This window comes from Asanoa hainanensis (assembly GCF_900188485.1).
GTDB classification, from domain to species: domain Bacteria; phylum Actinomycetota; class Actinomycetes; order Mycobacteriales; family Micromonosporaceae; genus Asanoa; species Asanoa hainanensis.
On record NZ_FZPH01000001.1, the window covers coordinates 709,522 to 731,129 of the forward strand.

16 protein-coding genes are annotated in these 21,608 nt (G+C 72.0%); 8 read left to right on the forward strand and 8 right to left on the reverse strand.

Going from position 1 to position 21,608, the window contains the following annotated elements:
• The first annotated feature begins 48 nt into the window (after window positions 1–48).
• The gene (locus CHC05_RS03340; protein ID WP_089244739.1) at window positions 49–966 is read left to right on the forward strand and encodes an arginase family protein; all 918 of its coding nucleotides are present in this window, start codon (window positions 49–51) and stop codon (window positions 964–966) included.
• A 34-nt stretch (window positions 967–1,000) separates the two neighbouring features.
• Window positions 1,001–1,795, forward strand: coding sequence for a maleylpyruvate isomerase family mycothiol-dependent enzyme (locus tag CHC05_RS03345; RefSeq protein WP_089244463.1), 795 nt, complete (start codon window positions 1,001–1,003; stop codon window positions 1,793–1,795).
• 290 nt (window positions 1,796–2,085) lie between these two features.
• Here the strand turns inward: CHC05_RS03345 and CHC05_RS03350 are convergent, their stop codons facing one another.
• The 3 genes from CHC05_RS03350 to CHC05_RS03360 all read right to left on the reverse strand — a co-directional run bounded on the left by CHC05_RS03350 (window position 2,086) and on the right by CHC05_RS03360 (window position 9,462).
• On the reverse strand, window positions 2,086–7,548 hold the full coding sequence (locus tag CHC05_RS03350) for an ATP-binding protein (RefSeq protein ID WP_089244465.1): 5,463 nt from the start codon (window positions 7,546–7,548) through the stop codon (window positions 2,086–2,088).
• 185 nt (window positions 7,549–7,733) lie between these two features.
• Window positions 7,734–8,525, reverse strand: coding sequence for a class I SAM-dependent methyltransferase (locus CHC05_RS03355; protein ID WP_089244467.1), 792 nt, complete (start codon window positions 8,523–8,525; stop codon window positions 7,734–7,736).
• Window positions 8,526–8,544: 19 nt separating this feature from the next.
• Window positions 8,545–9,462: a LysR family transcriptional regulator gene (locus CHC05_RS03360; RefSeq protein WP_089244469.1), complete on the reverse strand. Its 918-nt coding sequence runs from the start codon at window positions 9,460–9,462 to the stop codon at window positions 8,545–8,547.
• A 70-nt stretch (window positions 9,463–9,532) separates the two neighbouring features.
• Here CHC05_RS03360 and CHC05_RS03365 point away from each other — a divergent pair, with 70 nt between their 5' ends.
• On the forward strand, window positions 9,533–10,447 hold the full coding sequence (locus tag CHC05_RS03365) for a DMT family transporter (protein ID WP_089244471.1): 915 nt from the start codon (window positions 9,533–9,535) through the stop codon (window positions 10,445–10,447).
• A gap of 30 nt (window positions 10,448–10,477) precedes the next feature.
• Window positions 10,478–10,741 carry a hypothetical protein gene (locus tag CHC05_RS03370; RefSeq protein WP_089244473.1) on the forward strand — a complete coding sequence of 88 codons (264 nt, stop codon included), beginning with the start codon at window positions 10,478–10,480 and terminating at the stop codon, window positions 10,739–10,741.
• Here the strand turns inward: CHC05_RS03370 and CHC05_RS03375 are convergent.
• A complete protein-coding gene (locus CHC05_RS03375; RefSeq protein ID WP_089244475.1) occupies window positions 10,710–11,486 on the reverse strand; it encodes a hypothetical protein in 777 nt (258 codons plus the stop codon). The two genes, CHC05_RS03370 and CHC05_RS03375, sit on opposite strands and share 32 nt — an antisense overlap.
• A gap of 85 nt (window positions 11,487–11,571) precedes the next feature.
• On the opposite strand from CHC05_RS03375, the gene CHC05_RS03380 reads away from it, so the two are divergent.
• The gene (locus CHC05_RS03380) at window positions 11,572–12,786 is read left to right on the forward strand and encodes a M20 metallopeptidase family protein (RefSeq protein WP_089244477.1); all 1,215 of its coding nucleotides are present in this window, start codon (window positions 11,572–11,574) and stop codon (window positions 12,784–12,786) included.
• A 25-nt stretch (window positions 12,787–12,811) separates the two neighbouring features.
• On the opposite strand, the gene CHC05_RS03385 is transcribed toward CHC05_RS03380, so the two are convergent.
• Both CHC05_RS03385 and CHC05_RS03390 read right to left on the reverse strand, forming a co-directional pair.
• Window positions 12,812–13,573, reverse strand: a complete 762-nt coding sequence (locus tag CHC05_RS03385) for a PRC and DUF2382 domain-containing protein (RefSeq protein ID WP_089244479.1) — start codon at window positions 13,571–13,573, stop codon at window positions 12,812–12,814.
• A 146-nt stretch (window positions 13,574–13,719) separates the two neighbouring features.
• Window positions 13,720–14,535, reverse strand: a complete 816-nt coding sequence (locus tag CHC05_RS03390) for a cyclase family protein (protein WP_089244481.1) — start codon at window positions 14,533–14,535, stop codon at window positions 13,720–13,722.
• Window positions 14,536–14,723: 188 nt separating this feature from the next.
• On the opposite strand from CHC05_RS03390, the gene CHC05_RS03395 reads away from it, so the two are divergent.
• Entirely contained in the window at window positions 14,724–17,393 is a 2,670-nt protein-coding gene (locus CHC05_RS03395) for a cellulose binding domain-containing protein (RefSeq protein WP_089244483.1), read from the forward strand.
• A 47-nt stretch (window positions 17,394–17,440) separates the two neighbouring features.
• Here CHC05_RS03395 and CHC05_RS03400 read toward each other — a convergent pair whose 3' ends face one another.
• Window positions 17,441–17,995, reverse strand: a complete 555-nt coding sequence (locus CHC05_RS03400) for an alpha/beta hydrolase (RefSeq protein ID WP_218824410.1) — start codon at window positions 17,993–17,995, stop codon at window positions 17,441–17,443.
• Window positions 17,996–18,121: 126 nt separating this feature from the next.
• The gene (locus tag CHC05_RS03405) at window positions 18,122–19,678 is read right to left on the reverse strand and encodes an alkaline phosphatase D family protein (RefSeq protein ID WP_089244485.1); all 1,557 of its coding nucleotides are present in this window, start codon (window positions 19,676–19,678) and stop codon (window positions 18,122–18,124) included.
• Between the two features lie 165 nt (window positions 19,679–19,843).
• Between CHC05_RS03405 and CHC05_RS03410 the strand changes: the two genes are divergently transcribed.
• Complete coding sequence (locus CHC05_RS03410) at window positions 19,844–21,097, forward strand: ArsB/NhaD family transporter (protein ID WP_089244743.1); 1,254 nt, start codon at window positions 19,844–19,846, stop codon at window positions 21,095–21,097.
• Window positions 21,094–21,603, forward strand: a complete 510-nt coding sequence (locus tag CHC05_RS03415; RefSeq protein ID WP_089244487.1) for a universal stress protein UspA — start codon at window positions 21,094–21,096, stop codon at window positions 21,601–21,603. Before CHC05_RS03410 ends, CHC05_RS03415 begins: the two co-directional genes overlap by 4 nt.
• Window positions 21,604–21,608 lie beyond the last annotated feature (5 nt).

Here is a 21,608-nt window from a genome sequence, read left to right on the forward strand (position 1 = left end):
CGACGTCGCCGCCCAAGAGTGTCGTAGGCGCATGCGAACCTCATGGACATGGATGAACGGTGGGGACTGCTCGGTGTGCCGTCCAGTGCCGGCGCGCACACACCAGGTCTGGAGAAAGGTCCGGCGGCGCTCCGGGCCGCGGGGCTGGCGTCTCTCCTGGCCGGCGGGGTCCTCGACCACGGCGACGTGCCCGGCTTCCGCTGGCGCGCTGACCTGTCTCGGCCCACCGCCAAGAACGTCGATGCCGTCGCGCGGGTCGCGTCCGACACGGCGGCCGGGGTCGAGCGCATCCTGGCGGCGGGACAGTTGCCGTTCGTCATCGGCGGAGACTGTTCGATCACCGTCGGAGTGGTCGCTGGGTTCGCCCGCGCCGGCGTGGGTCCGGCGTTGCTCTACGTCGACGGCGGGCCCGACCTCTACACGCCCTTGACCAGGGTTAACGGCAACCTCGACTCGATGGGTCTGGCCCACCTGCTGGCGATTCCTGGTCATGTTCCGGCGGTGGCGGGCGTCGGGCCGGTCGTGCCTCTGCTGGCCGTTTCAGATGTCGTGTGTTACGGACACTCACTGCCGGCGGTCGACCATGAGCGGGGCCTCCTTGACCGGCTGGGCATCACCCACGTGCATGCCGACGACGTGCGTGCCGACCCCGTGCGGGCTGCCTCGCGGGCACGTGCGGCGATCGAGTCGGCCGGGCCGCGGTTCGTGGTGCACTGCGACGTCGACGTGCTGTCGTTCAACGACACTCCCCTGGCCGACGTGCCGGACTCGGGCGACGAGCCGATCGGCCTGCGACTGACCGAGCTGGCCGCGAGCCTGTCCGTGTTCGCGTCCAGCCCGCGGTTCGCCGGGTTCGTCCTGACCGAGGTCAACCCCGACCACGCGCCGGAACCGGACCTCCTTCCCCGGTTTTCGGCCACGTTGGCCAAGTCGCTCAGCGGGTCGGAGGTGAGCCCGGCACGATGACGATCGAGCTCGACTTACTGGAAAGGACGACCCAGTGACCACACTGAACGTGGAGCGTGCCCGGCAGGCGATCGTCGAACACAGCCGGCGGCTGGCGGCATCGGCCACCGAAGCCGGACCCGACGCCGCCGTGCCGACGGCGCCGGAGTGGACCGTCGCCGAGCTGGTCGCGCACGTGGGCCAGACCCAGCACTGGGTAGCCGAGATGATCGAACAGCGCATCACCGACCCCGCGAAGCTGCCGACAGAGATGGCGGTCTTCCCCGCCGACCCCGCCGCATGGCAGGCGTGGCTGTCGGAGTCCGCGGCGCGGGTCGCGAGCGCGTTCTCCGACGACGCTCTGCACGCACCGGTGTTCAACGCCGCGGGCGACGAGCGATCCGGCGCGCGCTTCTGGCTGGACAGCAGCCTCAACGAGGCGGTGGTCCACGGCTTCGACGCAGCCGAGGCGGCGGGCAGGCCGGCCGACGTCGAGGCCGACATCGCAGCCGCGCTCGTCAGCAACCATCTCGCGATGCTCACGTCCCCCACGTGGGAGCTGCGGCGGTCGGCATCAGCTCACGCGATCCGGGGCACCGGGCAGACCCTGCAGTGGCTGGCCACGGACGACCCAGGTGCCTGGTTCGTCGAGCGCCGACCGGAGGGTGCGACCTGGCAGCACGGGCGGCAGCAGGCCGACGTGACGGTATCCGGGCCGGCGGGATCGCTGTTCCTGACCTTGGTCCGACGACTACCGCTCATGGATGGCAATGCCACCGACATCACCATCGAGGGCGACGCCGCCCTGGTCCGACACTGGCTCGACAACACCGCCCACGTCGCCGACTGACCGCCCCACCAAGCGGGCAGACGCGTTGGCCTTAGCCCGGGCCGCTTGGGCGAGGCCTGGGCGTGGCCCTAGCCCGGGCCGCTCGGGCAATGCCGGAGCGCGGCTTAGCCCCGACCGCTCGGGCAATGCCGGAGCGCGGCTAAGCCCCGACCGCTCGGGCAATGCCAGACCGCGGGCCTGAGCCCGAACCGCACGGCCAAAGCCAGACCCCGACCCAAGCCCGAACCGCACGGGTGACGCCTGGGCCTGGCGCGGCGCCCCGGGGCCGGGTCGAGCCCGTGACGCACGTGTCAGGCCAGGCCGCGCTCGATGGCTTCGATGATGCGTGGGCGGAGTTCGGCGGCGCTGATGATGGCGTCCACCGAGCCGACCTCGACCGCGCGCTGGATGCTGTGGACTCGGTCGAACTCCGCGGCCACCTCGCCCAGCTTCTCGGCTCGGACCGACGACGTGATCTCGGCTAGGCGCGCGTTCAACGCCGCGCGTTCCGCCCCGCTGGCCGCTGACACCGCGGCCTGCAAGTCGGTCACCCGTGGGTCCGTGGCCGTGCGGTTGTTGACGTCGCCCGAGAAGACCACCGCCGCGGCTGGGGCGCCGCCCAGGACCGAGGCGAACGAGCCTTCCAGGGCCAGCACGGTCATGTTCGGGTTCAGGGCCTTCGAGAAGACCACGAACGCGCCGCCGTGGTAGCGGGAGATCACGCAGAAGACGATCGGGCCCTCGAAGTTGACGATCGCCCGGCCGATCTCGGCACCGTATTCCAGCTGGAGCTTGCGCATCGACTCCGGTGAGCCGTCGAAGCCCGACAGGTTCGCCAGCACCACCAGCGGGCGGTTGCCCGAGGCCGCGTTGATCGCTCGGGCCGTCTTCTTCGACGAGCGCGGGAACAAGGTGCCCGCGGTGTACGTGTCCGGGCCGTCGGTGGGCGGGAAGCCGCGCCGTGGGACCGAGCGGGACTCGATGCCCACCAGGCAGACCGGCCAGCCTCCGATGTGGACGTCCTGCACCGCCGACGTTTCGGCGTCGGCCATGCCCGCCCACCGTTCCAGCACCGCGTGGTCCTGGTCGGACAGCGCGCGCATCACCGTGCGGATGTCGAACGCCTTCTTGCGGTCCGGGTTGTGGGCCGGTGAGAAGATCTGGCCGACCGTGGTGAAGTCGCTGCCGGCCACCACGTGCGGGAAGTCAGACACGTCGCGGTCGGTCGGGTCCGAGGTCACTGCCTTACGCGGGCCGGACTCGCCGGGCACGACGTAGGTGTGGTCGTAGTGCGCCATCAGCACGTCGCGGGCGGCGGTCAGGTTCGGCGCCCAGTACTGCGCCTGGCCGTTGGGGCCCATCACCCGGTCGTACCCGCCGATGCCGAAGTTGTCCTCGGCCGACACGCCGCCCGAGAAGTCCAGGGACTGCTTGCCGGTGAGCACCATCGCCGAGTCCGGCGTCATGACCAGGATGCCCTTGGTGTGCATGAGCATCGTGGCTTCGGCGTTCCAGTACGGCTGGGCGCCCACGTTGATGCCCGCGACGACGATGTTGATCTCGCCGCCGGCCTGGGTGAACGTGACGATCCGCTTGAGCGCCGCCGCGACCCAGTCCATGTTCTCGGTGCCCGAGGTCATCGAGATCCGCGCGCCGGCCGACAGCGCGAACCACTCCAGCGGCACCCGCATCGACTCGGCCAGGTCGAGGGCCGCGATCACCCGCGCGCACTCCGGCTCCGACAGCGCACCCAGCGCCTTGGTCGGGTCGCCGAGCAACACGACCCGGGTGATCCCCTCGGGGTGCCGCGGCGTCTCGGTCGTGACCACGCCCGCCACGATCGCGGCCGTGTTGCGCCCCTTGGGCCGGTCGACGGGCACCAGCACACCCGCGGCGTCCAGGTCGTGCTCGACGAACGAACCGAGCAGACCCGTCAGCTCGTACGGGTAGACGTTGCCCCGCCGGGCCGCGCGCAGCACCTTCTGGCGGTAGTCGTCCAGCGGCCGCAACGGCTCAGTGGTCGGCTTGTCGACGTGCAGCGTCGAGCCGTGGCCCGGGTCGAGCGTGATGCGCACCGCGACCTCGGCGAGCTCGCCGGCCGCGTTGCGCTGCCGGGCGATGAACTGCACCTCTTCGAGACCGGCGCCGGCCGTGGTCGGCAGGATCCGGGCGACCAGCGCCTGCAGCTCGTCCATGGTCAGCTCGGTGGACGGCCAGACGTACATCATGATCCGGTTGGTGTCGTAGCGCTTGTTCTGCGGGCGCTGCGCCTGGATGTTGCGGATCGCGTCCAGGCCGGCGGTGATCGCGTCCTCCAGCGCGGGCAGCGCGACCAGCCGGCCGTCGGCCTCGCGCAGCGGCGTCAGGTCGCGGACCTGACCCATCGCGATCAGCCGCTCGTCGGCCGGGTTGCTGCGCGCGGCCGCCTTGAAGAGGTAGATCTCCTCGTCGGCGGACGGCAGCCGGGTGAGGTGGAACTCGCGCAACCGCTGCAGCTGAAGCCGCTGAGCGATCTGCGGATGCAGCCCGCGGATCAGCCGGTCCTCGACAAAACCGGAGTCCGAGCCAGAGGCGGGGCGGAACGTGAAGTGGTGGTGGACGACCGCGCCGCTGGTGCCGGCGATCGTCGTCGTGATCCGGCGGACGCCCTCTGGCAGCGCGGCGGCGGCCACCAGCTCGCCGAGCCGCTCCGCCACCGCGTCACCGTCCGGCTGGTCCTCCCACGTGATGTAGAGGTCCGCGACCAGCCCGCGCGCTGGCCCCGAGGAGGCGAACGCGGCCACCGCACCCAGAGCGGACGGCAGCGCCGCGATGTCGACGGCGGTCGTCACGACCTGCGTCACGCCGCGCGGCCCCGTGTGTGACGCCGTGACGAAGCGGCAGCCCGCCGTCTCCCGGACGGTCACCGCCGACAGTGCCCGGTTGCCGTAGTAGCGCCGCGTCAGCACCTCCAGCAGCGGCGCGTGGTCCAGACCCGCCCGACCGGCCCGCTGGCCGATCAGCCGGACCAGCGGCTCGTTGCTGGCCACCATGGCCTGGATCCGCGCGGCGCGGTCGGGTGCGGCCGGGTTCTGGTCGAGGTAGCGCAGGTCGGCGCGGACGGCGGCGTACACCTTGGCGCGGTTGCGGCGCAGCAGCGGCTGGGCGAACCAGCGGAACACGACGCCGCGGGCCAGGTCGGAGATCGCCGGGAAGCGGACCTGGGTGGCGGCGATGACGTGTTCGAGGGTGAGGCCGGCCCGCTCCGTGAGGGCCTCGACCGGCGGGTTGCCGACCAGCCACTGGCGTAGCAGCTCGGAGACGATCCGGACCGAGGTGGTCATCTGCTGCTGGGCCAGGAAGATCCGGAAGACCGCGGACTCGAGCTCGGGCGTACGGTCGAAGCCGTCGATCCCGTAGTGGGCCAGCACCGTGGCCAGCTTGGCCTGGAAGCTCTCGCTGAGACCGGCCCGCTCGATGTCGAGGCTCTGCAGGTAGCTGTGGAAGGCCTCGCGCGGGCTGTGCACCGGGCTGTCGGGCTCGGCGTCCAGCTCGCCGCCGGGCTTGTTGCGGCTCAGCTCGGACAGGTCCGCGAACACGGTGAGCAGGCCGAGCTCGCCCTCCACGGGCTGGCCACCCTGCTCGGCGCGGGCGGCCAGATACGCCGCCAGCACCCGCTTGTGGTCACCGGCGTCGCCGTCGAAGCCGAGCAGCAGGCCACGCAGGTCCTGCAGGCCACGGGACGCGCGGGCGGCGGCCGAGCCGTTCGCCGGCGGCGCCGGCAGCTCGATCTCGACAGCGGGCGACGACGACTCCTCCGGAACCTCCGAGCCGCCCAGCGGCTCCAGCCGCATGAGGGGCGCCCCGGTCTCCACCTGGCTGCCGACGGACACCGGGCACTCGCGGACCCGGGCCCGGAACGGCGCGCGGAGCACCGTCTCCATCTTCATGCTCTCGAGTACGAGGATCGGGGCCCCGGACTCGACCTCGTCGCCGACGGCCAGCGGGGTCGCGACCACCAGCGCCGGAGCGGGTGAGCGGACGACGCCGCCCTCGTCGCGGCTGATCCGGTGGGTGACGCCGTCGACCTCGACCAGGTGCACCGGGCCGTGGGTCGCCGCGACCAGCCGGAACCGGTTGCCGTTGACGACGGCCTGGCCGCTGTGCTCGTCGAAGCGGTCCAGCTCGACGTCGGCCCAACCCTCGCCGATGCCGACCCGGAACCGCTTAGGGCCGACGCGCGCGACGCTGACCCGGTAGCCGCTGCCGCGCAGCTTGAGGTCGAGCGGGCGGCCCGGGTCGTGGTGCACCTGCGGGCGGCCGCCGTGCGCGGTGGACAGCAGCCGGCGGCGGCTGACCTCTTCCTCGTCCTCGTACGCCTCGATCGCCGCCACGGCCAGGGCGACCGCCGAGTGCCGGTGGCTGACCAGGCGACCCTCGGCGCGTACCCGGTCGATCCAGCCGGTGTCGGCACTCGCGTCGACGACCTCCGGCTGGTTGAGCAGGTCGAGCACGAAGCTCTTGTTGGTGGCGCCACCCTCGATGATCACCGTGGTCTCGGCCATCGCCCGGCGCAGGCGGCCGAGCGCCTGCTCGCGGTCCTGCCCGTACGCGATGATCTTGGCGATCATCGAGTCGAAGTCGGCCGGGATGGTGTCGCCCTCGCTGACGCCGGTGTCGACGCGGATGCCGGGGCCGGCGGGCAGCACCAGGCGCGCGATGCGGCCGGGCGCGGGGGCGAAGTCGCGGTCGGGGTCCTCGGCGTTGAGCCGGGCCTCGACGGCGTGGCCGGACTCGGCCGGCTGCTCGCCGGTGAGCCGACCGCCGCCGGCCACGTGGAGCTGGAGCCGCACCAGGTCGGTGCCGGTGGTGAGCTCGGTGATCGGGTGCTCGACCTGGAGTCGGGTGTTGACCTCGAGGAACGCAAACAGCTTCTCGCCGGGGTGGTAGAGGAACTCGACGGTGCAGGCGCCCCGGTAGCCGACGGCCACCGCGAGCCGCTCGGCCGAGGTCTTGAGCTCGAGCGCCTGATCGGGCGAGAGCGCCGGCGATGCCGACTCCTCGATGATCTTCTGGTTGCGGCGCTGCACGGAGCAGTCCCGGACGCCCAGCGCCCAGGCGGTGCCCTGGCCGTCGGCGATGACCTGGACCTCGACGTGCCGGGCGCCGGTGACCAGGCGCTCCAGGAACACGACGCCGGAGCCGAACGCGCGCAGGGCCTCCTGGCTGGTCCGCTCGTACGCGTCGGCGAGGTCCTCCCCCGACGCCACCATCCGGATGCCGCGCCCGCCGCCGCCGGCCGTCGCCTTGAGCATCAGCGGGTAGCCGATCCGCTCGCCCGCCGCCAGCGCGTCCTCGAGGGTGGCCACCTCGCCGCGGCTCCACGGCGCGACCGGGACCCCGACCTCCTCGGCGATCAGCTTCGCGCCGATCTTGTCGCCCAGCTTGCGCATCGCGTCGGCGCTCGGGCCGACGAAGGTGACACCGAGCTTCTCGCAGAGCTCGGCGAACGCCGGGTCCTCGGCGACGAAGCCCCACCCGACCCAGGCGGCGTCGGCACCGGTCTCGACGAGGGCGCGTTCCAGGACGGCATGGTCGAGGTACGGGCGGGCGGACGCGGGACCCAGCGGGTACGCGATGTCGGCGGCCCGCACGAAGGTCGAGTTGCGGTCGGCGTCGGTGTAGAGGGCGACCGTCTCGATGCGCGCTCCGGTCTCCGCGGACAGATCCCGGACGGCGTGGATGAGCCGCATGGCGGCCTCTCCACGGTTGACGATGGCGACACGACTGAACACCGGCTGAGCCTCCCACTGACGAATGCGCGAAAGCGAAGCCCGGATCTCGGGCCATCACCCACACTCGCCCTTACCCTGCCCGATTACCCTCCGGTACACCAACGCGCCACCTCGCGCATGGCGTGGCCGACATCTTGTGGAGATCCAACAAGAGCTGGTCACCGTCCGTACTGGACCGATAACGATCAGGAAATCGTGTACCGGATCTCGCCGTGCAGGACCACGAACCAGCCGTCCTCGGCCGCCGCCCACTGCCGCCAGCCGGCGGCCAGCCGCTCCAGATCGGCCGGACCAGCCAGGCCGAGTTCGATCGCACGCTCCCCGATCGCCGAGCCGACCACCCGGTCCGCCCACATGCCGCCCCACCAGGCGCGGTCCTCCGGTGTGGCGAAGGTCCAGGTCGACGACGTCGCGGTGACGTCGGACAGGCCGGCGGCGCGGGCCCAGGAGAGCAGCCGGCGTCCTGCGTCCGGCTCACCGCCGTTGGCGCGGGCGACCCGGCGGTAGAGGTCGAGCCATTCGGACAATGCGGGCACCTCGGGCCACCAGGTGAACGCGGCGTAATCGCTGTCGCGGGCGGCCACGACCCCGCCGGGCCGGCAGACGCGGGCCATCTCGCGCAGCGCGGTCACCGGGTCGGCGACGTGCTGGAGCACCTGGTGGGCGTGCACGACGTCGAAGCTGTCGTCGGCATAGCTCAGGGCGTGCACGTCCTCGACGGCGAAGTCGATCGCCAGGCCGCGCTCGGAAGCCACCGCGCGGGCCGCTTCGAGGGCCGCCGGCGCGGTCTCGATCGCGGTCACCGAGCCGACGCGCGTGGCCAGGTCGGCGGTGATCGTGCCGGGGCCGCAACCGACGTCGAGCAGCCGGGCGTCGGGGGTCAGCGCGGGCAGCAGGTAGGCGGCGGAGTTCTCGGCGGTGCGCCAGCGGTGGGAGCGCAGGACGGACTCGTGGTGCCCGTGGGTGTAGACGGCCATGCGGCCGACCGTACGCCGATCATCCCGCTATCCGGGAGGGATCTCCCACCTCTTGAGACAGGGCCGCGAGCAGCGCTTGGGTCAGAGGGTCCGCGGACCGCCGTCGGGCGGTCGCGACGCCGATCCGGCGCGACGGCCGCGGCGCCTCGAGCGGCACCATCTCCAGACCGGCGGCATCGGCGAGCAGCGCGGTCTGCGGGATCAGGCTCACGCCGACGCCGACCCGGACCAGCGCCTGGGCGAACACGTAGTCGGTGCTCCGGCAGGCCACGTCGACCTCGAAGCCGGCCAGGGCGGCGTGGTGGCCGATCATGTCGGTCGCGGTCAGGCAGCCCTGCACGAAGCGCTCGCCGGCGAGATCGGCCATGGCGATCTCGTCACGGCCGGCGAGCCGGTGCCCGGCCGGCAGCACGACCCACATCGGATCGTCGAGCAGCGGGGTCCAGGTCAGCCCGGACCGGTCGTCGGGGCTGACCGGCGGCGGCCCCTCGAAGTGGTAGCTCAGCCCCACGTCGGCCTCGCCCGAGCGCACCTGGAGGAGCGCCTCGTCGGGCTCGCTCTCCAGCACGGTGATCGACGCTTCGGGGTGCAGCGCGGAGAAGCGGGTCAGCGCGCCGGGCAGCAGCCGCTGGCCACCGCTGGCGAACGTCGCGATGGTCAGCCGCGGCCCCACGGAAGCGAGCCGGGCGATCTCGCGCTCGGCGCTCTCGAGCTCCGCGGCGATCACGTCGGCCGCCTCGACGAGCACCCGGCCGGCCTCGGTGACCTCGATGCCGCGGGTGCTGCGGCAGACCACGCCGGCGCCGAGCGACCGCTCCAACGCGCTGATCTGCTGCGAGACCGCCGACGGGGTGAGCCGGAGCACGGCGGCCGCGCGGTTGAAGCTGCCCTGCCGGGCGACCTCACGGAAGATCCTGAGCCGCTGCACGTCGATCATCAGTTTTCCTTAATACGAGCAACCCAAATCATCACTACCGCTGAATACGGTACGGGGCGAGGCTCGAAGTGTGAACAGACGAGCCTGGATCCTTTTCGCAACGGTCGCCGTCCTCTGGGGCATCCCGTACCTGCTGATCAAGATCGCCATCGAGGACCTGTCGCCTCTGCTGGTGGTCTTCGGCCGGGTGGCCATCGCGGCCCTCGTGCTGGTGCCGATCGCCGCCGCGCAAGGCACCCTGTCGTCGCTGCGCCGCCATCTCGGCCCGGTGACCTTCCTGGGCCTCGTCCACATCGTCGGGCCGTTCCTGCTGATCACGTACGGCGAGGTGCACATCAGCTCGTCCCTGACCGGCCTGCTGATCGCCATCGAGCCGGTGCTGATCGCGCTGCTCATGCTGCGCACGGACCGGCTGACCCCGGTGCGCGGTGCCGGCCTGGCGCTGGGCCTGGTCGGCGTGGCGGTCCTGGTCGGCCTCGACATCTCGGGCGACCGCCTGGGCCTGCTCGGTGCGGGCATGATCCTGCTGGCCACGTTCCTGTACGCGGTGGCCACGGTCTACGTGCAGCGCAAGGCGTCGGAGGTGCCGCCGACCGCGCTGGTCGCCGGCACGACGACCGTGAGCACGCTGGTCCTGGCCCCGTTCGCGGCGTTCGCGCTGCCGACGACCCCGGTCAGCGGCGGATCGTGGGCGGCGCTGCTGGCCCTGGGCCTGCTCTGCACCGCAGTCGCGCTGCTCGCCTTCTACCGCCTGATCGGCGAGGCGGGCCCGGGCCGCGCGGGCCTGGTCACCTACGCGAACCCGGTGGTCGCGGTCCTGCTGGGCGTCGCGATCCTGAACGAGCCCCTGCACACCAGCACGCTGCTCGGCTTCGCCCTGATCGTCGCGGGCTGCTGGCTCTCCACCCGCCCGACCCGAACCGAGACCCCGCAGCCGGCGCCCGAGCCCGCCAGGTCCGTCGATCTCGCGACAGCGAGTCGCTGAACACCACCGCCGACCGGCAGAATCCTCGCTGTGACCACATGGGAGTACGCCCGGTTGGAATATCGGGCCGCCGGCACCTACGGCGAGGACCAGTTCATGGACTGGAACGCCACCTTCCACCACTCCGGTGGCGCCCAACGGTGGGGCACCGACGAGCGGTTCAACGACATGCGCCACCTGAACCGCGCGGGCGCCGCGGGTTGGCAGGCCTACGACCGCAGCGCCACCTACTTCCCGAACGAACCCCACCGCCTGTACGGCGTCACGTACTCGCTGCGCCGCCCGGTGGAATAGCCACGCCGTCCTCGACCGCCCAGCGTAGGAAGTCGTAGGTTGCCTGGCCCCGCTCGACGAGGTCGTCGTAGGCGGTCGGGCGGTCCGGGTTCTCGCGGATGCGCAGGGCCTCGACGCCCAGGCGGTGCCAGCGCGGGTCCAGTTCCGCCGCGACGTACCGGCCGGCTCCGCTCTTGGAGGTCAGCTCGCCCTTGGCCAGCAGGTGGTGCAGACGCGCGACGCCGAGCACGATCCACGCGACCGCTGGATCGTGGCCGCCGATCGCTTCGACGCCGCCCTGCGAGATCTGCGGGAGGTAGGACCGCCAGTACGTGTCGAGGTTGTTCCAGGTGAACGAGCGCAGCTCGGCCCGGTCCGTGTGCACCGGTGGCAACGCGCCGCGGACCACCACCGCGCGCTCGGCGAGCTCGTGCCACGTCACCGGGTTGATGTCGATCGTGCCGCTCGCGTCGAACTCACCCTGGTAGAAGGCCGGGCGCTTGCCGACCGTCAACGACGAGCCGGCCAGGTCATGCGGCGAGCAGTGGAAGCCGTCGAAAACCACGTCCGGGTGGCGGGCCTTCGTCGCCTGGTGGGCCTCGGCCAGCAGGGCGTGGTCGGGTGGTTGGGTCCACACGCCGACGAAATCCACGTCGCTGCCGGCGAAGAACTCGCCCCAGCACAGCGAACCGTGCAGGAACAGCCCGGTCAGCGCACCGGGTTGCCGGGCGTCGACCTCGGTCAGGAAGGTACGGGTGACATCCACCCGGGCACGCTAGCCGTGCGATCCGGGTCACGAACAGGTTGTGCGACCCTCTGCTACGCCGTTCAGGGTGACAAGGGGGTACGTGATGACACTGCGCGACGACGCGGCGGCGCTTCAGGACGACCTGGTGCGGTTGCGGCGTGACCTGCACCGGCACCCGGAGGTCGGGCTCGACCTGCCACGGACACAGCGGGCCGTGCTGGCCGAGCTGGCTGGCCTCCCGCTGGAGATCACGCCAGGCAAGGCGTTGAGCTCAGTGACCGCCGTGTTGCGTGGTGGCCGACCCGGCCCGGCCGTGCTGCTGCGCGCGGACCTGGACGCCCTGCCGATGACCGAGGCGACCGGGCTCGACTACGCCAGCGAGATCGACGGCGTGATGCACGCCTGCGGGCACGACCTGCACACGGCGATGCTGGTCGGCGCGGCCCGACTGCTCAGCCAGAACCGCGACGCGTTGGCTGGCGACGTGGTGTTCATGTTCCAGCCGGGAGAGGAGGGGTGGAACGGTGCCGCCCGCATGATCGACGAGGACGTCCTGGACGCCGCCGGGCAGCGGGTCTCGTCGGCGTACGGCATGCACGTGGGCTCGAACAGGCCCGCCGGCCAGTTCGGCAGCCGCCCCGGGACGCTGATGGCGGCGACCGCCGACCTTAAGGTCACCGTGCTTGGAGCCGGCGCGCACGCGTCCATGCCGCACCTGGGCCTCGACCCGGTCACCGTGGCGGCCGAGATCGTGACCTCGTTGCAGACGATGGTGACCAGGCGGTTCGACGTCTTCGACCCGGTGGTCGTCACGGTCGGGTCGATCCAGGCCGGCACCAGGTCCAACATCATTCCGGACACGGCCGAGATCGCGGCCACCGTGCGCACGTTCTCGGCGGCGAACCACGCGCGGCTGCGCACCGAGGCGACCCGGTTGTGCCGGCACATCGCCGAGGCGCACGGGCTGACCGCCGAGGTCGACTACGTCGACGGCTACCCGGTGACGGTCAACGACAAGCGGGAGTACGAGTTCGCCAGCACCGTCGTCGCCGACGTGCTCGGCGCGGACCGGTTCGAGCCGATGGCCCACCCGATCAGCGCCGCCGAGGACTTCGCCGAGGTGCTCGCCGCGGTGCCCGGGTGCTACCTGCACCTGGGGGCCAGCGCCGCCGACGATCCGGCGACGGCACCGGTCAACCACAGCCCGCGGGCGGTGTTCGACGACCGGGTGCTCGCCGACGGCGCGCTGGTCCACGCGGAGCTGGCGATCCGGGCCCTGCGCCGGCACGGCGAAGACGAGCGGTCGGGGCCCGACTGACCCGGCGGGCCCCAACCGCAAGCCTTCAGTCGAGGTCGCGCTTCTCCTCGTTCGGCAGAGCCGCCTCGATGTGCTCCTTGCGGATCTCGCCGCTGACCGTCTGCTGCTCGGTCACGGTCTCCTTGACCATCCGTACGCGTTCGACGGGAATGGTCTCCTTGCTGATGACGGCGCGCTCGGCGAAGAGCTCGACGTCCAGCTCGGCGTCGATCAGTTCGGCGGCACTCGCCGTCGTGCCCGAGATCGGCTCCCGGACCAGGCGGACCTCCTCGTGGGAGACCGGCACGGTCATCTGCTGCTGTTCGGTCACCACGTACTTGCGCAGGTGGGCGTGGCCGATCCGTTCGCGCTCGGTGCCGACCGTGAGTCGTTCCTCCGAGCGGGTCAGGAAGTCGGCGGTCCCCGTGCCGCGGTCCTCGACCACGTCGTCGGCCGTGTAGCCGGCGCTCGTGGTGGCGGAGGACCGGCTCGCGCCCTGCGGGCCGTAGTACTCGTACAGCCGGGCGAACTCGTTGTCCGCGAGCGGTGCGGTGCTCGACCCGTCGATCCGCGGCGCGTCCTTCACCTGCGACTTGTTGAACGGCACCATGAGGCGGCCCCGCCGCAGGTTCGCGTCCGCGAGCGGAACCATCGACTCCTTCGCCCCGAACAAGCCCGTTTTCACGCTGGCCCACGCCGGTGCGCCGGCAGGGTCGCCCCATACGTGCCCGACGGTGCCGATCTTGTCGCCGTTGCTACCGAACACGTCTCGACCGGTCAGCTTGGCGGCGTCTGAAGTGCTGATCATCTGCCCAACTCCTCTCTCACCGCCGGTACCCGCGACCTGGGGAAACTCACCTCTTCCCAAGACCATGATGGAATTTCCCGAAGTTCGCCCCACGGCGGCGATCGCGGGTGTTCAAATGAATAAAGGGGCCCTCGTATGGCGGCAGCTCACCAGGTGGCGAAGACCCGGGCCTGACCGCCCGAACCCGCCTCGTACGGGATGAGCCCGACGTTGACGGTGGCGCCCTGGCGGGGCAGGCGGTGCAGGTTGGCCACGTTCTCGACCCCGTAGCGGTCGGCGCCGAGCAGGACCAGGTGGGTGTCGAAGGTGGCCGACACACCCGGGTCGATGCTCAGCGTGTCGACGCCGAGGCTGCGGATGCTCCTGCGGCGCAGCAGCCACTCGCACGCCTCCGGGCTGAAGCCGGGGAAATGCAGGACACCGGCCGAATCCGTGCCCCGGTACGCGGCCGCGTCGCCGACCTTCGCACCCCAGCCGGAGTACATGAACACGGCCGCGCCGCGCGGGATCCGGTCGTAGCGGCGCTCGTACGCGACGAGGTCGTCGACCGTCACGGTGGTGTCCGGGTCACGCGCCGCCCGCCGGGCGATGTCGACGACCACGACCGGCGCGACGAGCTCCTCGATGCCGATCTCGGTGGCCAGCCGGCCGCCGGCGACGAAGTGCCCGGGCGCGTCGACGTGCGTGCCGTAGTGCTCCAGGATTCGCCACTCCTGCATGTAGTAGCCGTTGTCCTCGATGGTCACGTAGGTCCGCCTGGCCGCCTCCTCCCCCGGTGCGAACGCCGGGAACGAGGTGGTCAGCGGGTAGGTGAGGTCAGCGATGCCGCGCCGGCCCGAGGCCTGGGCCGGTGCGGCGGGCGCCAGTGCCGCGCCGGCGGCGACCAGCGCGCCCCCGAGCAGGGCCGCCCGTCGCGTGACGGTGTTGGTGGTCGGTGTTGGACACTCCTGCGTCGTACACATGCGGCCATCACACCATTGACAGGGCCCGATAGCACGTGTGAACCTCACCGGCGAGGCCGAGGCGTGGGAGCCGGGCCGGGTGCGGCGCCAGGGCAGGCGCGCCGCACGCCCGTTCCGCTCGTCCGCGCATGTCGGGTGGCGGCGGCCTCATGCCCTCCGGAGTGCGCGCCACATCCGAGAGGCAGAACATGCGCTCAATCAGAACCTGGTGGCCCGCCTTGGTCGCGGCCGTGCTCGCCGCGGCGGCCACCCTCGTCTTCGCGCCGGTGCGGTCCACCGCGGCCGCCGCCGACTCGTACACCTGGAAGAACGTCCGGATCGACGGCGGCGGCTTCATCTCCGGCATCGTGTTCAACCCGGGCCAGCGCGACCTGATCTACGCCCGCACCGACATCGGCGGCGCCTACCGCTGGAACGCCGGCGCCGGCTCGTGGGTCCCGCTGCTCGACTGGGTCGGCTGGGACCGGTGGGGCTGGAACGGCGTGCTCAGCATGGCCGCCGACCCGGTGCAGACCAACAGGGTGTACGCCGCGGTCGGCATGTACACCAACAGTTGGGACCCGAACAACGGGGCGATCCTGCGCTCCACCGACCGGGGTGCCACCTGGCAGGCGTACAACCTGCCGTTCAAGGTCGGTGGCAACATGCCCGGGCGTGGTCAGGGCGAACGGCTCGCGGTCGATCCCAACGACGGCCGCGTCCTCTACTACGGCGCCGAGGGCGGCAACGGGCTGTGGCGCAGCACCGACTACGGCGCCTCCTGGGCGCGGGTGACCGCGTTCCCCAACGCCGGCAACTACGCGCAGGACCCGTCGGACCCGAACGGCTACCTGACCGGCAACCAGGGCGTCACGTGGGTCGACTTCGACTCGTCGACCGGCACGTCCGGCTCCCCGACCCGGACCATCTACGTCGGCGTGGCGGACAAGCAGAACCCGGTCTACCGCTCGACCGACGCGGGCGCCACCTGGCAGCGGATCCCGGACCAGCCCACCGGGTACCTCGCGCACAAGGCCGTCGTCGACCCGGCCGGCGGCTTCCTCTACATCGCGACCAGCGACACCGGCGGCCCGTACGACGGTGCCAAGGGTGACGTCTGGAAGCTGTCCCGGTCGACCGGCGCCTGGACCCGGATCAGCCCGGTCCCGTCCACCAGTGCCGACGACTACTACGGCTACAGTGGACTGACCATCGACAAGCAGAACCCCGGCACGCTGGTGGTCGCCACCCAGATCTCCTGGTGGCCCGACGTCATCTTCTTCCGCACCCGCGACGGTGGTGCCACCTGGTCCCGCGTGTGGGACTTCAACGGCTATCCCAACCGCGCCAACCGCTACACGATGGACATCTCCGCCAACCCGTGGCTCGACTTCAACACGGCCCCGTCGGCTCCGGAGCAGACCCCGAAGCTCGGGTGGATGACGGAGTCCCTGGAGATCGACCCGTTCAACTCGGACCGGCTGCTCTACGGAACCGGCGCGACCCTCTATGCCACCACCAACCTGACCGCGTGGGACAGCGCGAGCGGCACGTTCACGGTCCGGCCGATGGCCCGTGGCATCGAGGAGACGGCGGTGCTCGACCTGGCCAGCCCGCCCTCGGGTGCGCCCCTCGTCAGCGCGCTCGGCGACATCGGCGGCTTCCGGCACGACGACCTGACGACGGTGCCGGCCAGCTTCCACGACACGCCCAACCTGGGCAGCAACACGAGCCTGGACTTCGCCGAGGCGAACCCGTCCGTGATGGTCCGGGTCGGCAACGGCGACCGGGCGGCCAACCCCAACCTCAACCGGATCGGCGTCTCCACGGACGGCGGGCGCACGTGGTACCAGGGTCAGGAGCCCGGCGGCGTGACCGGCGGCGGCACGGTGGCGCTCGCCACGGACGCGAGCGCCGTGGTGTGGAGCCCGCAGGGTGCGGGCGTGCACTACTCGACGAGCCGCGGAAGCTCGTGGACGGCGTCGTCGGGCATCCCGGCCGGGGCCCAGGTCGAGGCGAGCCGGACCAGCGCCTCCCGCTTCTTCGGGTACGCGGCCGGGCGGGTCTACGCCAGCGCGGACGGCGGGCGGACCTTCACCGGTGGGGCGTCGGGCCTGCCGGACGGCGGCAAGCTGCGGACCGTCGGCGGTGATGTCTGGGTGGCCGGTTCCGGCGGGCTCTACCGGTCGACCGACAACGGCGCGACGTTCGGCCGTGTCTCGACCGTCTCGGCCGCCGTCAACGTCGGCTTCGGCAAGGCGGCTCCGGGGCGCTCCTACCCGGCGATCTTCCTCGTCGGCACCGTCGACGGCGTCACGGGCGTCTACCGCTCGGACGACACCGGCGCGTCCTGGGTGCGGATCAACGACGACCAGCACCAGTACGGCAACGCGGGCGAGGCGATCACCGGCGACCCGCGGGTCTTCGGGCGCGTCTACCTCGGCACGAACGGCCGGGGCATCCTGGTCGCGGACCGGACGGGCGCCGAGCCCACGGCCAGCCCGACCGCGAGCCCGACGGCCAGCCCGACGGCGACGCCCACCACCGGCCCGACACCCACCGCGACCCCCACGGCCGCCCCCGGTGGCTGCGGCGCGACGTACCGGACGACCGGCTCGTGGCCAGGCGGCTTCCAGGGCGAGGTGACGGTCCGCAACACGGGCAGCACCCCGACCACGGGGTGGACGGTGACCTGGACGTACCCGAGCGGAACCCAGGTCACCCAGCTCTGGGGAGGCACGTACACCCAGTCGGGCACGACAGTGACGGTCCGCAACGTCTCGTGGAACGGCGCCCTGGCACCGAACGGCACGACCACGTTCGGCTTCCTCGGCAGCGGTTCCGGGTCGCCGTCCACGGTGACCTGTCAGCGGAGCTGATCGATCGGGTGGGGTGCGTCGACGCCCGTCGGCGCACCCCACGCCGGTCACGTGGTGACGAACTCCAGCAGGGCCGTGTTGACCTCGTCCGGGTGCGTCCAGGCGATGTTGTGCGGGCCGCCCTCGACCGGCACCAGCTTGAGGTCCTTGACCAGCCCGGGCAGGCGCTTCGCGGTCGCCTCGTACGGGAGGATCCGGTCCTCCGTGCCGTGTACGACCAGGACCGGCACGTCGATCTTCGGCAGGTCGCCCCGGAAGTCGGTGAGCCAGGTGTCCACGCACGCGTACGTCGCGAACGGAGAGCTGGCGGCAGCGACCTGGAAACTCGCGTCCCACGCCTGCTGGCTGATCTTCTCGGGCATCAGCTTGTCGACGTTGTAGAAGTTGTCGAGGAAGCCCTTGAAGTAGCCGTAGCGGTCCGCGACGATCGCCGACTTGATGTCCTCGAAGACCTGGCGGTCGACGCCCTCCGGGTTGTCGTCGGTCTTGAGCAGGAACGGCGGGATCGCGCCGAGCAGCGCGGCCTTCCTGACCCGACCCGAGCCGCACGTGCCGAGGTAGCGCGTCACCTCGCCCGAGCCCATCGAGAAGCCGGCCAGCACTTCCCCTCTAGCTCATGAACGGTGCCGGACTCGAACGTAGCCACGCGTTCGTGCCGCTGGCTATGTGATCCGGGCCATGGGCGCGGGGTGCGCCGTCCCGCACCGGCGACGCACCCCGCACGTTCATCAGGCGTTCTCGGCGTGTACGCCGGGACGACCCTCCTCGACCACGAAGCTGGCGACCGTCGATACGGCAGCGTCCGGAGTGGACACCCGTGGCACGGCACGATAATCGCTCCGCCAGGTGCGGTTGTCCACTGTGCACCGGACGTACCCGCGACGGGCGTCGTAGAACTTCATGTGCGGGTTCGACGCGAGCCACTCGGTGCCGCGGGTGTCCATCGGGGCGCCGTCGCCGCCCGAGGTGACCGAGGTGCCCAGGAACTCGGTGCCGACCGTACGCGATGCCGGGTCGTCGAAGTTCTGCTTGAGGTCGGCGACCATGCTGCAGTGGGCGTCGCCGGTGATCACGACCAGGTTCTCCACCCGGCGCCGGACCACGCCGTCGAAGAGGCGCTGGCGGGCCGGCTCGTAGCCGTTCCAGTTGTCGTTCGGCAGCAGCTCGCCCGGCCCCGGGTCGCGGTCGGCCTTGGCCATCACGGTCTGCTGGGCCACAATGTTCCAGGTGCCGGCCGAGTGGCTCAGGCCGTCGATCAGCCAGCGCTCCTGGTCGGCGCCGAGCATCGAGCGGGCCGGGTCGTCGAGCTCGACCGGGTCGGTGGTCTGGTCGTCGCGGTACTGCCGGCCGTCGAGCAGGTTGAACTCGGCCAGCCGGCCGTAGCGCAGCCGCCGGTAGATGCGCATGTCCGGCCCGTGCGGCACGGCGGACCGGCGCAGCGGCATGTGCTCGTAGTACGCCTGGTAGGCCGCGGCCCGCCGGCGCAGGAACGACTCCGGGTCCTGCGCGGCGTCCTCGGAAACCTCGTCGGCGTAGTTGTTCTCGACCTCGTGGTCGTCCCAGGTGACCGCCCACGGGAAACGGGCGTGGGCGAGCTGGAGGTCCGCGTCGGTCTTGTACTGCGCGTGCCGCACCCGGTAGTCGGCCAGGGAGAAGATCTCCGTCGCCGGCAGGTGCGCGCGGCCGAGCGTGCCCGCCGCCGGGCCCTCGTAGATGTAGTCGCCGAGGTGCACGACCAGGTCGAGGCTCTCGGCGGCGAGGTGGCGGTACGGGGTGAAGTAGCCGGTCGGGTAGTTCGAGCAGGACACGAACGCGAACGCGAGCTCGCGCGGCCGGGCCGACGCGGCGGGCGCGGTGCGGGTGCGGCCGACCGGGCTGACGTCGGTGCCGCTGCGGAACCGGTAGAAGTACTCGCGGTCGGGCCGCAGCCCGTGCACCTCGGCGTGGACGGCGTGGCCGAGCTCCGGGGTGGCGCGCTCGACGCCGTGCTTGACGACGTGGCGGAAGCGCTCGTCCTCGGCGACCTCCCAGCGGACCGGGACGACGTGGCGGCTCATCCCGCCGAGGCCGTCGGCGACCAGCGGCTCGGGCGCGAGCCGGGTCCAGAGGACGACGCCGTCGGGCAGCGGATCACCCGAGGCGACACCCAGGGTGAACGGGTCGAGGTGGTGCTTGGGGTCGGCCATGACCGGGGCGGCGCTGACGCCGGCAACGGTCGCGGCCAGTCCGACGCCACCGGCGCCGGCAAGAGTGAGGAGTTGGCGTCGGTCGATACGGTACGACATGGGTCGGGGTTCGCCCTTCCGTTTGACAACGCGTACCCCATTGATGATCGAGACGTAGATGATGACCGGGTTGCGTCCGGTTGAGCATTCGTGGGCGAACGCCTGTCCCTTTCCGGCGCGCCGCCGCCGGGCGAACCGGTCGCACCGGCCGTACCCTGGCGCTCTGTGTCGACCGTGTGGGCCGTGCTGCTGCTGGCCGTCGTGCTGGCGTTCGCCGTGGTCCGCCCGCGTGGCCTGCCCGAGGCGGCCGCCGCCGTGCCGGCCGCCGCCATCGCCGTCGGCGGCGGGCTCGTGCCGTGGGCAGCGGCCCGCGACGAAATGATCATGCTGGGTCCGACGGTCGGGTTCCTGGCCGCGATCCTGGCCCTGGCCCACCTGGCCGACGCGTGGGGCGTCTTCGGGTACGCCGGCGCGCTGGCGGCACGGGCCTCCCGCGGCAGCCCGACGCGGCTGCTGACCGTCGTGTTCGGGATCGCGGCGGCGGTCACCGCGGTGCTCAGCCTCGACGCCACGGTCGTGCTGCTCACGCCGGTGGTGTTCGCGACCGCGGCGGCCGCCGGCGTGCGGGCCCGCCCCCAGGTCTACGCGTGCACGCACCTGGCCAACGCGGGCTCGCTGCTGCTGCCGGTGGCCAACCTGACGAACCTGCTGGCGTTCGGCGCGACCGGGCTCACGTTCCTCGGCTTCGCCGGGATGATGGCGCTGCCGTGGTTGGCGGTGCTCGCCGTCGAGTACGCCGTGTTCCGGTGGTTCTTCGCCGGTGACCTGGCCACTCCGGCGCGCCCGGCGCCGGTCGCACCCTCCCCCGCGCCGCGGTTCGCCCTGGTGGTGCTGGCGCTGACGCTGGCCGGCTTCGCCGCCGCGGAGCCCATGGGTGTGGCGCCGGCGTGGGTCGCGGCCGGGGGCGCCGTCGCGCTGGCGGTGCCGTTGTCGGTGCGTGCGGTCGGTCGGCGCCTCCGCACCGCTCGCGAGATCGCGCTGTCGACGAACCCGCTGTTCTGCTTCTTCGTCTTCGGGCTCGGCGTGGTGGTGCTGGCACTGCGCCGCAACGGCCTCGACGACCTGATCGCGGCGCTCACCCCGAGCAGCGCGGACTTCCTCGGGCTGCTCGCCGTGGCCGCGCTGGCCGCCCTGCTGGCGAACATCGTCAACAACGTGCCGGCGACGCTGGTGCTGGTCCCGGTGGTGGCGCACACCCCCGGGCTGGTGCTGGCCGCGTTGATCGGCGTGAACATCGGACCCAACCTGACGTACGTGGGCTCGCTGGCCACCCTGCTCTGGCGGCGCATCCTGCACGCCCGCGACGAGCCACCGTCGACCTCGGCCTTCCTGCGACTCGGCGCGGTCTCCGTACCGGCGTGTCTGCTCGCGGCGGTTGTCGCACTATGGGTGGCTCTGAAACTATCCACAGTGTTATGAAGGTCGTCGTCTGGTTGGCCGAGGGCACCTGGCAGGCGTGCGTGGACGCCGCCGCCGAGGTGGCCCCGCCCGCCGCGTCGATCACCCTGCTGCACGTCACCGATCCGGCGCTGGCCTCCGACGTGTCCGACGCGTACGCCGGAATGGTCGGTCGGGGTTCCGGCGGGCGAGATCCAGGTCTCGCTGTCGACGCGGCCGCCGCGCGCGCCGCGGAGGCCATGCTGGCCGCCGCGGCCGCCCGGCTGGACCGGCCCTCGTCACCCGCACTGCGGCGCGGGCGGCTGGAGCGCGAGGTGGTCTCGGCCGCCGAGGGCGCCGACCTGCTGGTGGTGGCCCGCGACGGCCCGGTCACCCGCCTCGGCCCGCGCAGCCTCAACCCGCCGACGCGCTTCGTGGTCGACCACGCCCCGTGCGCGGTCCTGCTGGTCTGGCCGACGCCGCCACCCCCGGTCGACACGATCCCGCCACCACCACCCCACAAGGCGGCCCCGCCACACCATCCTTGATCCCT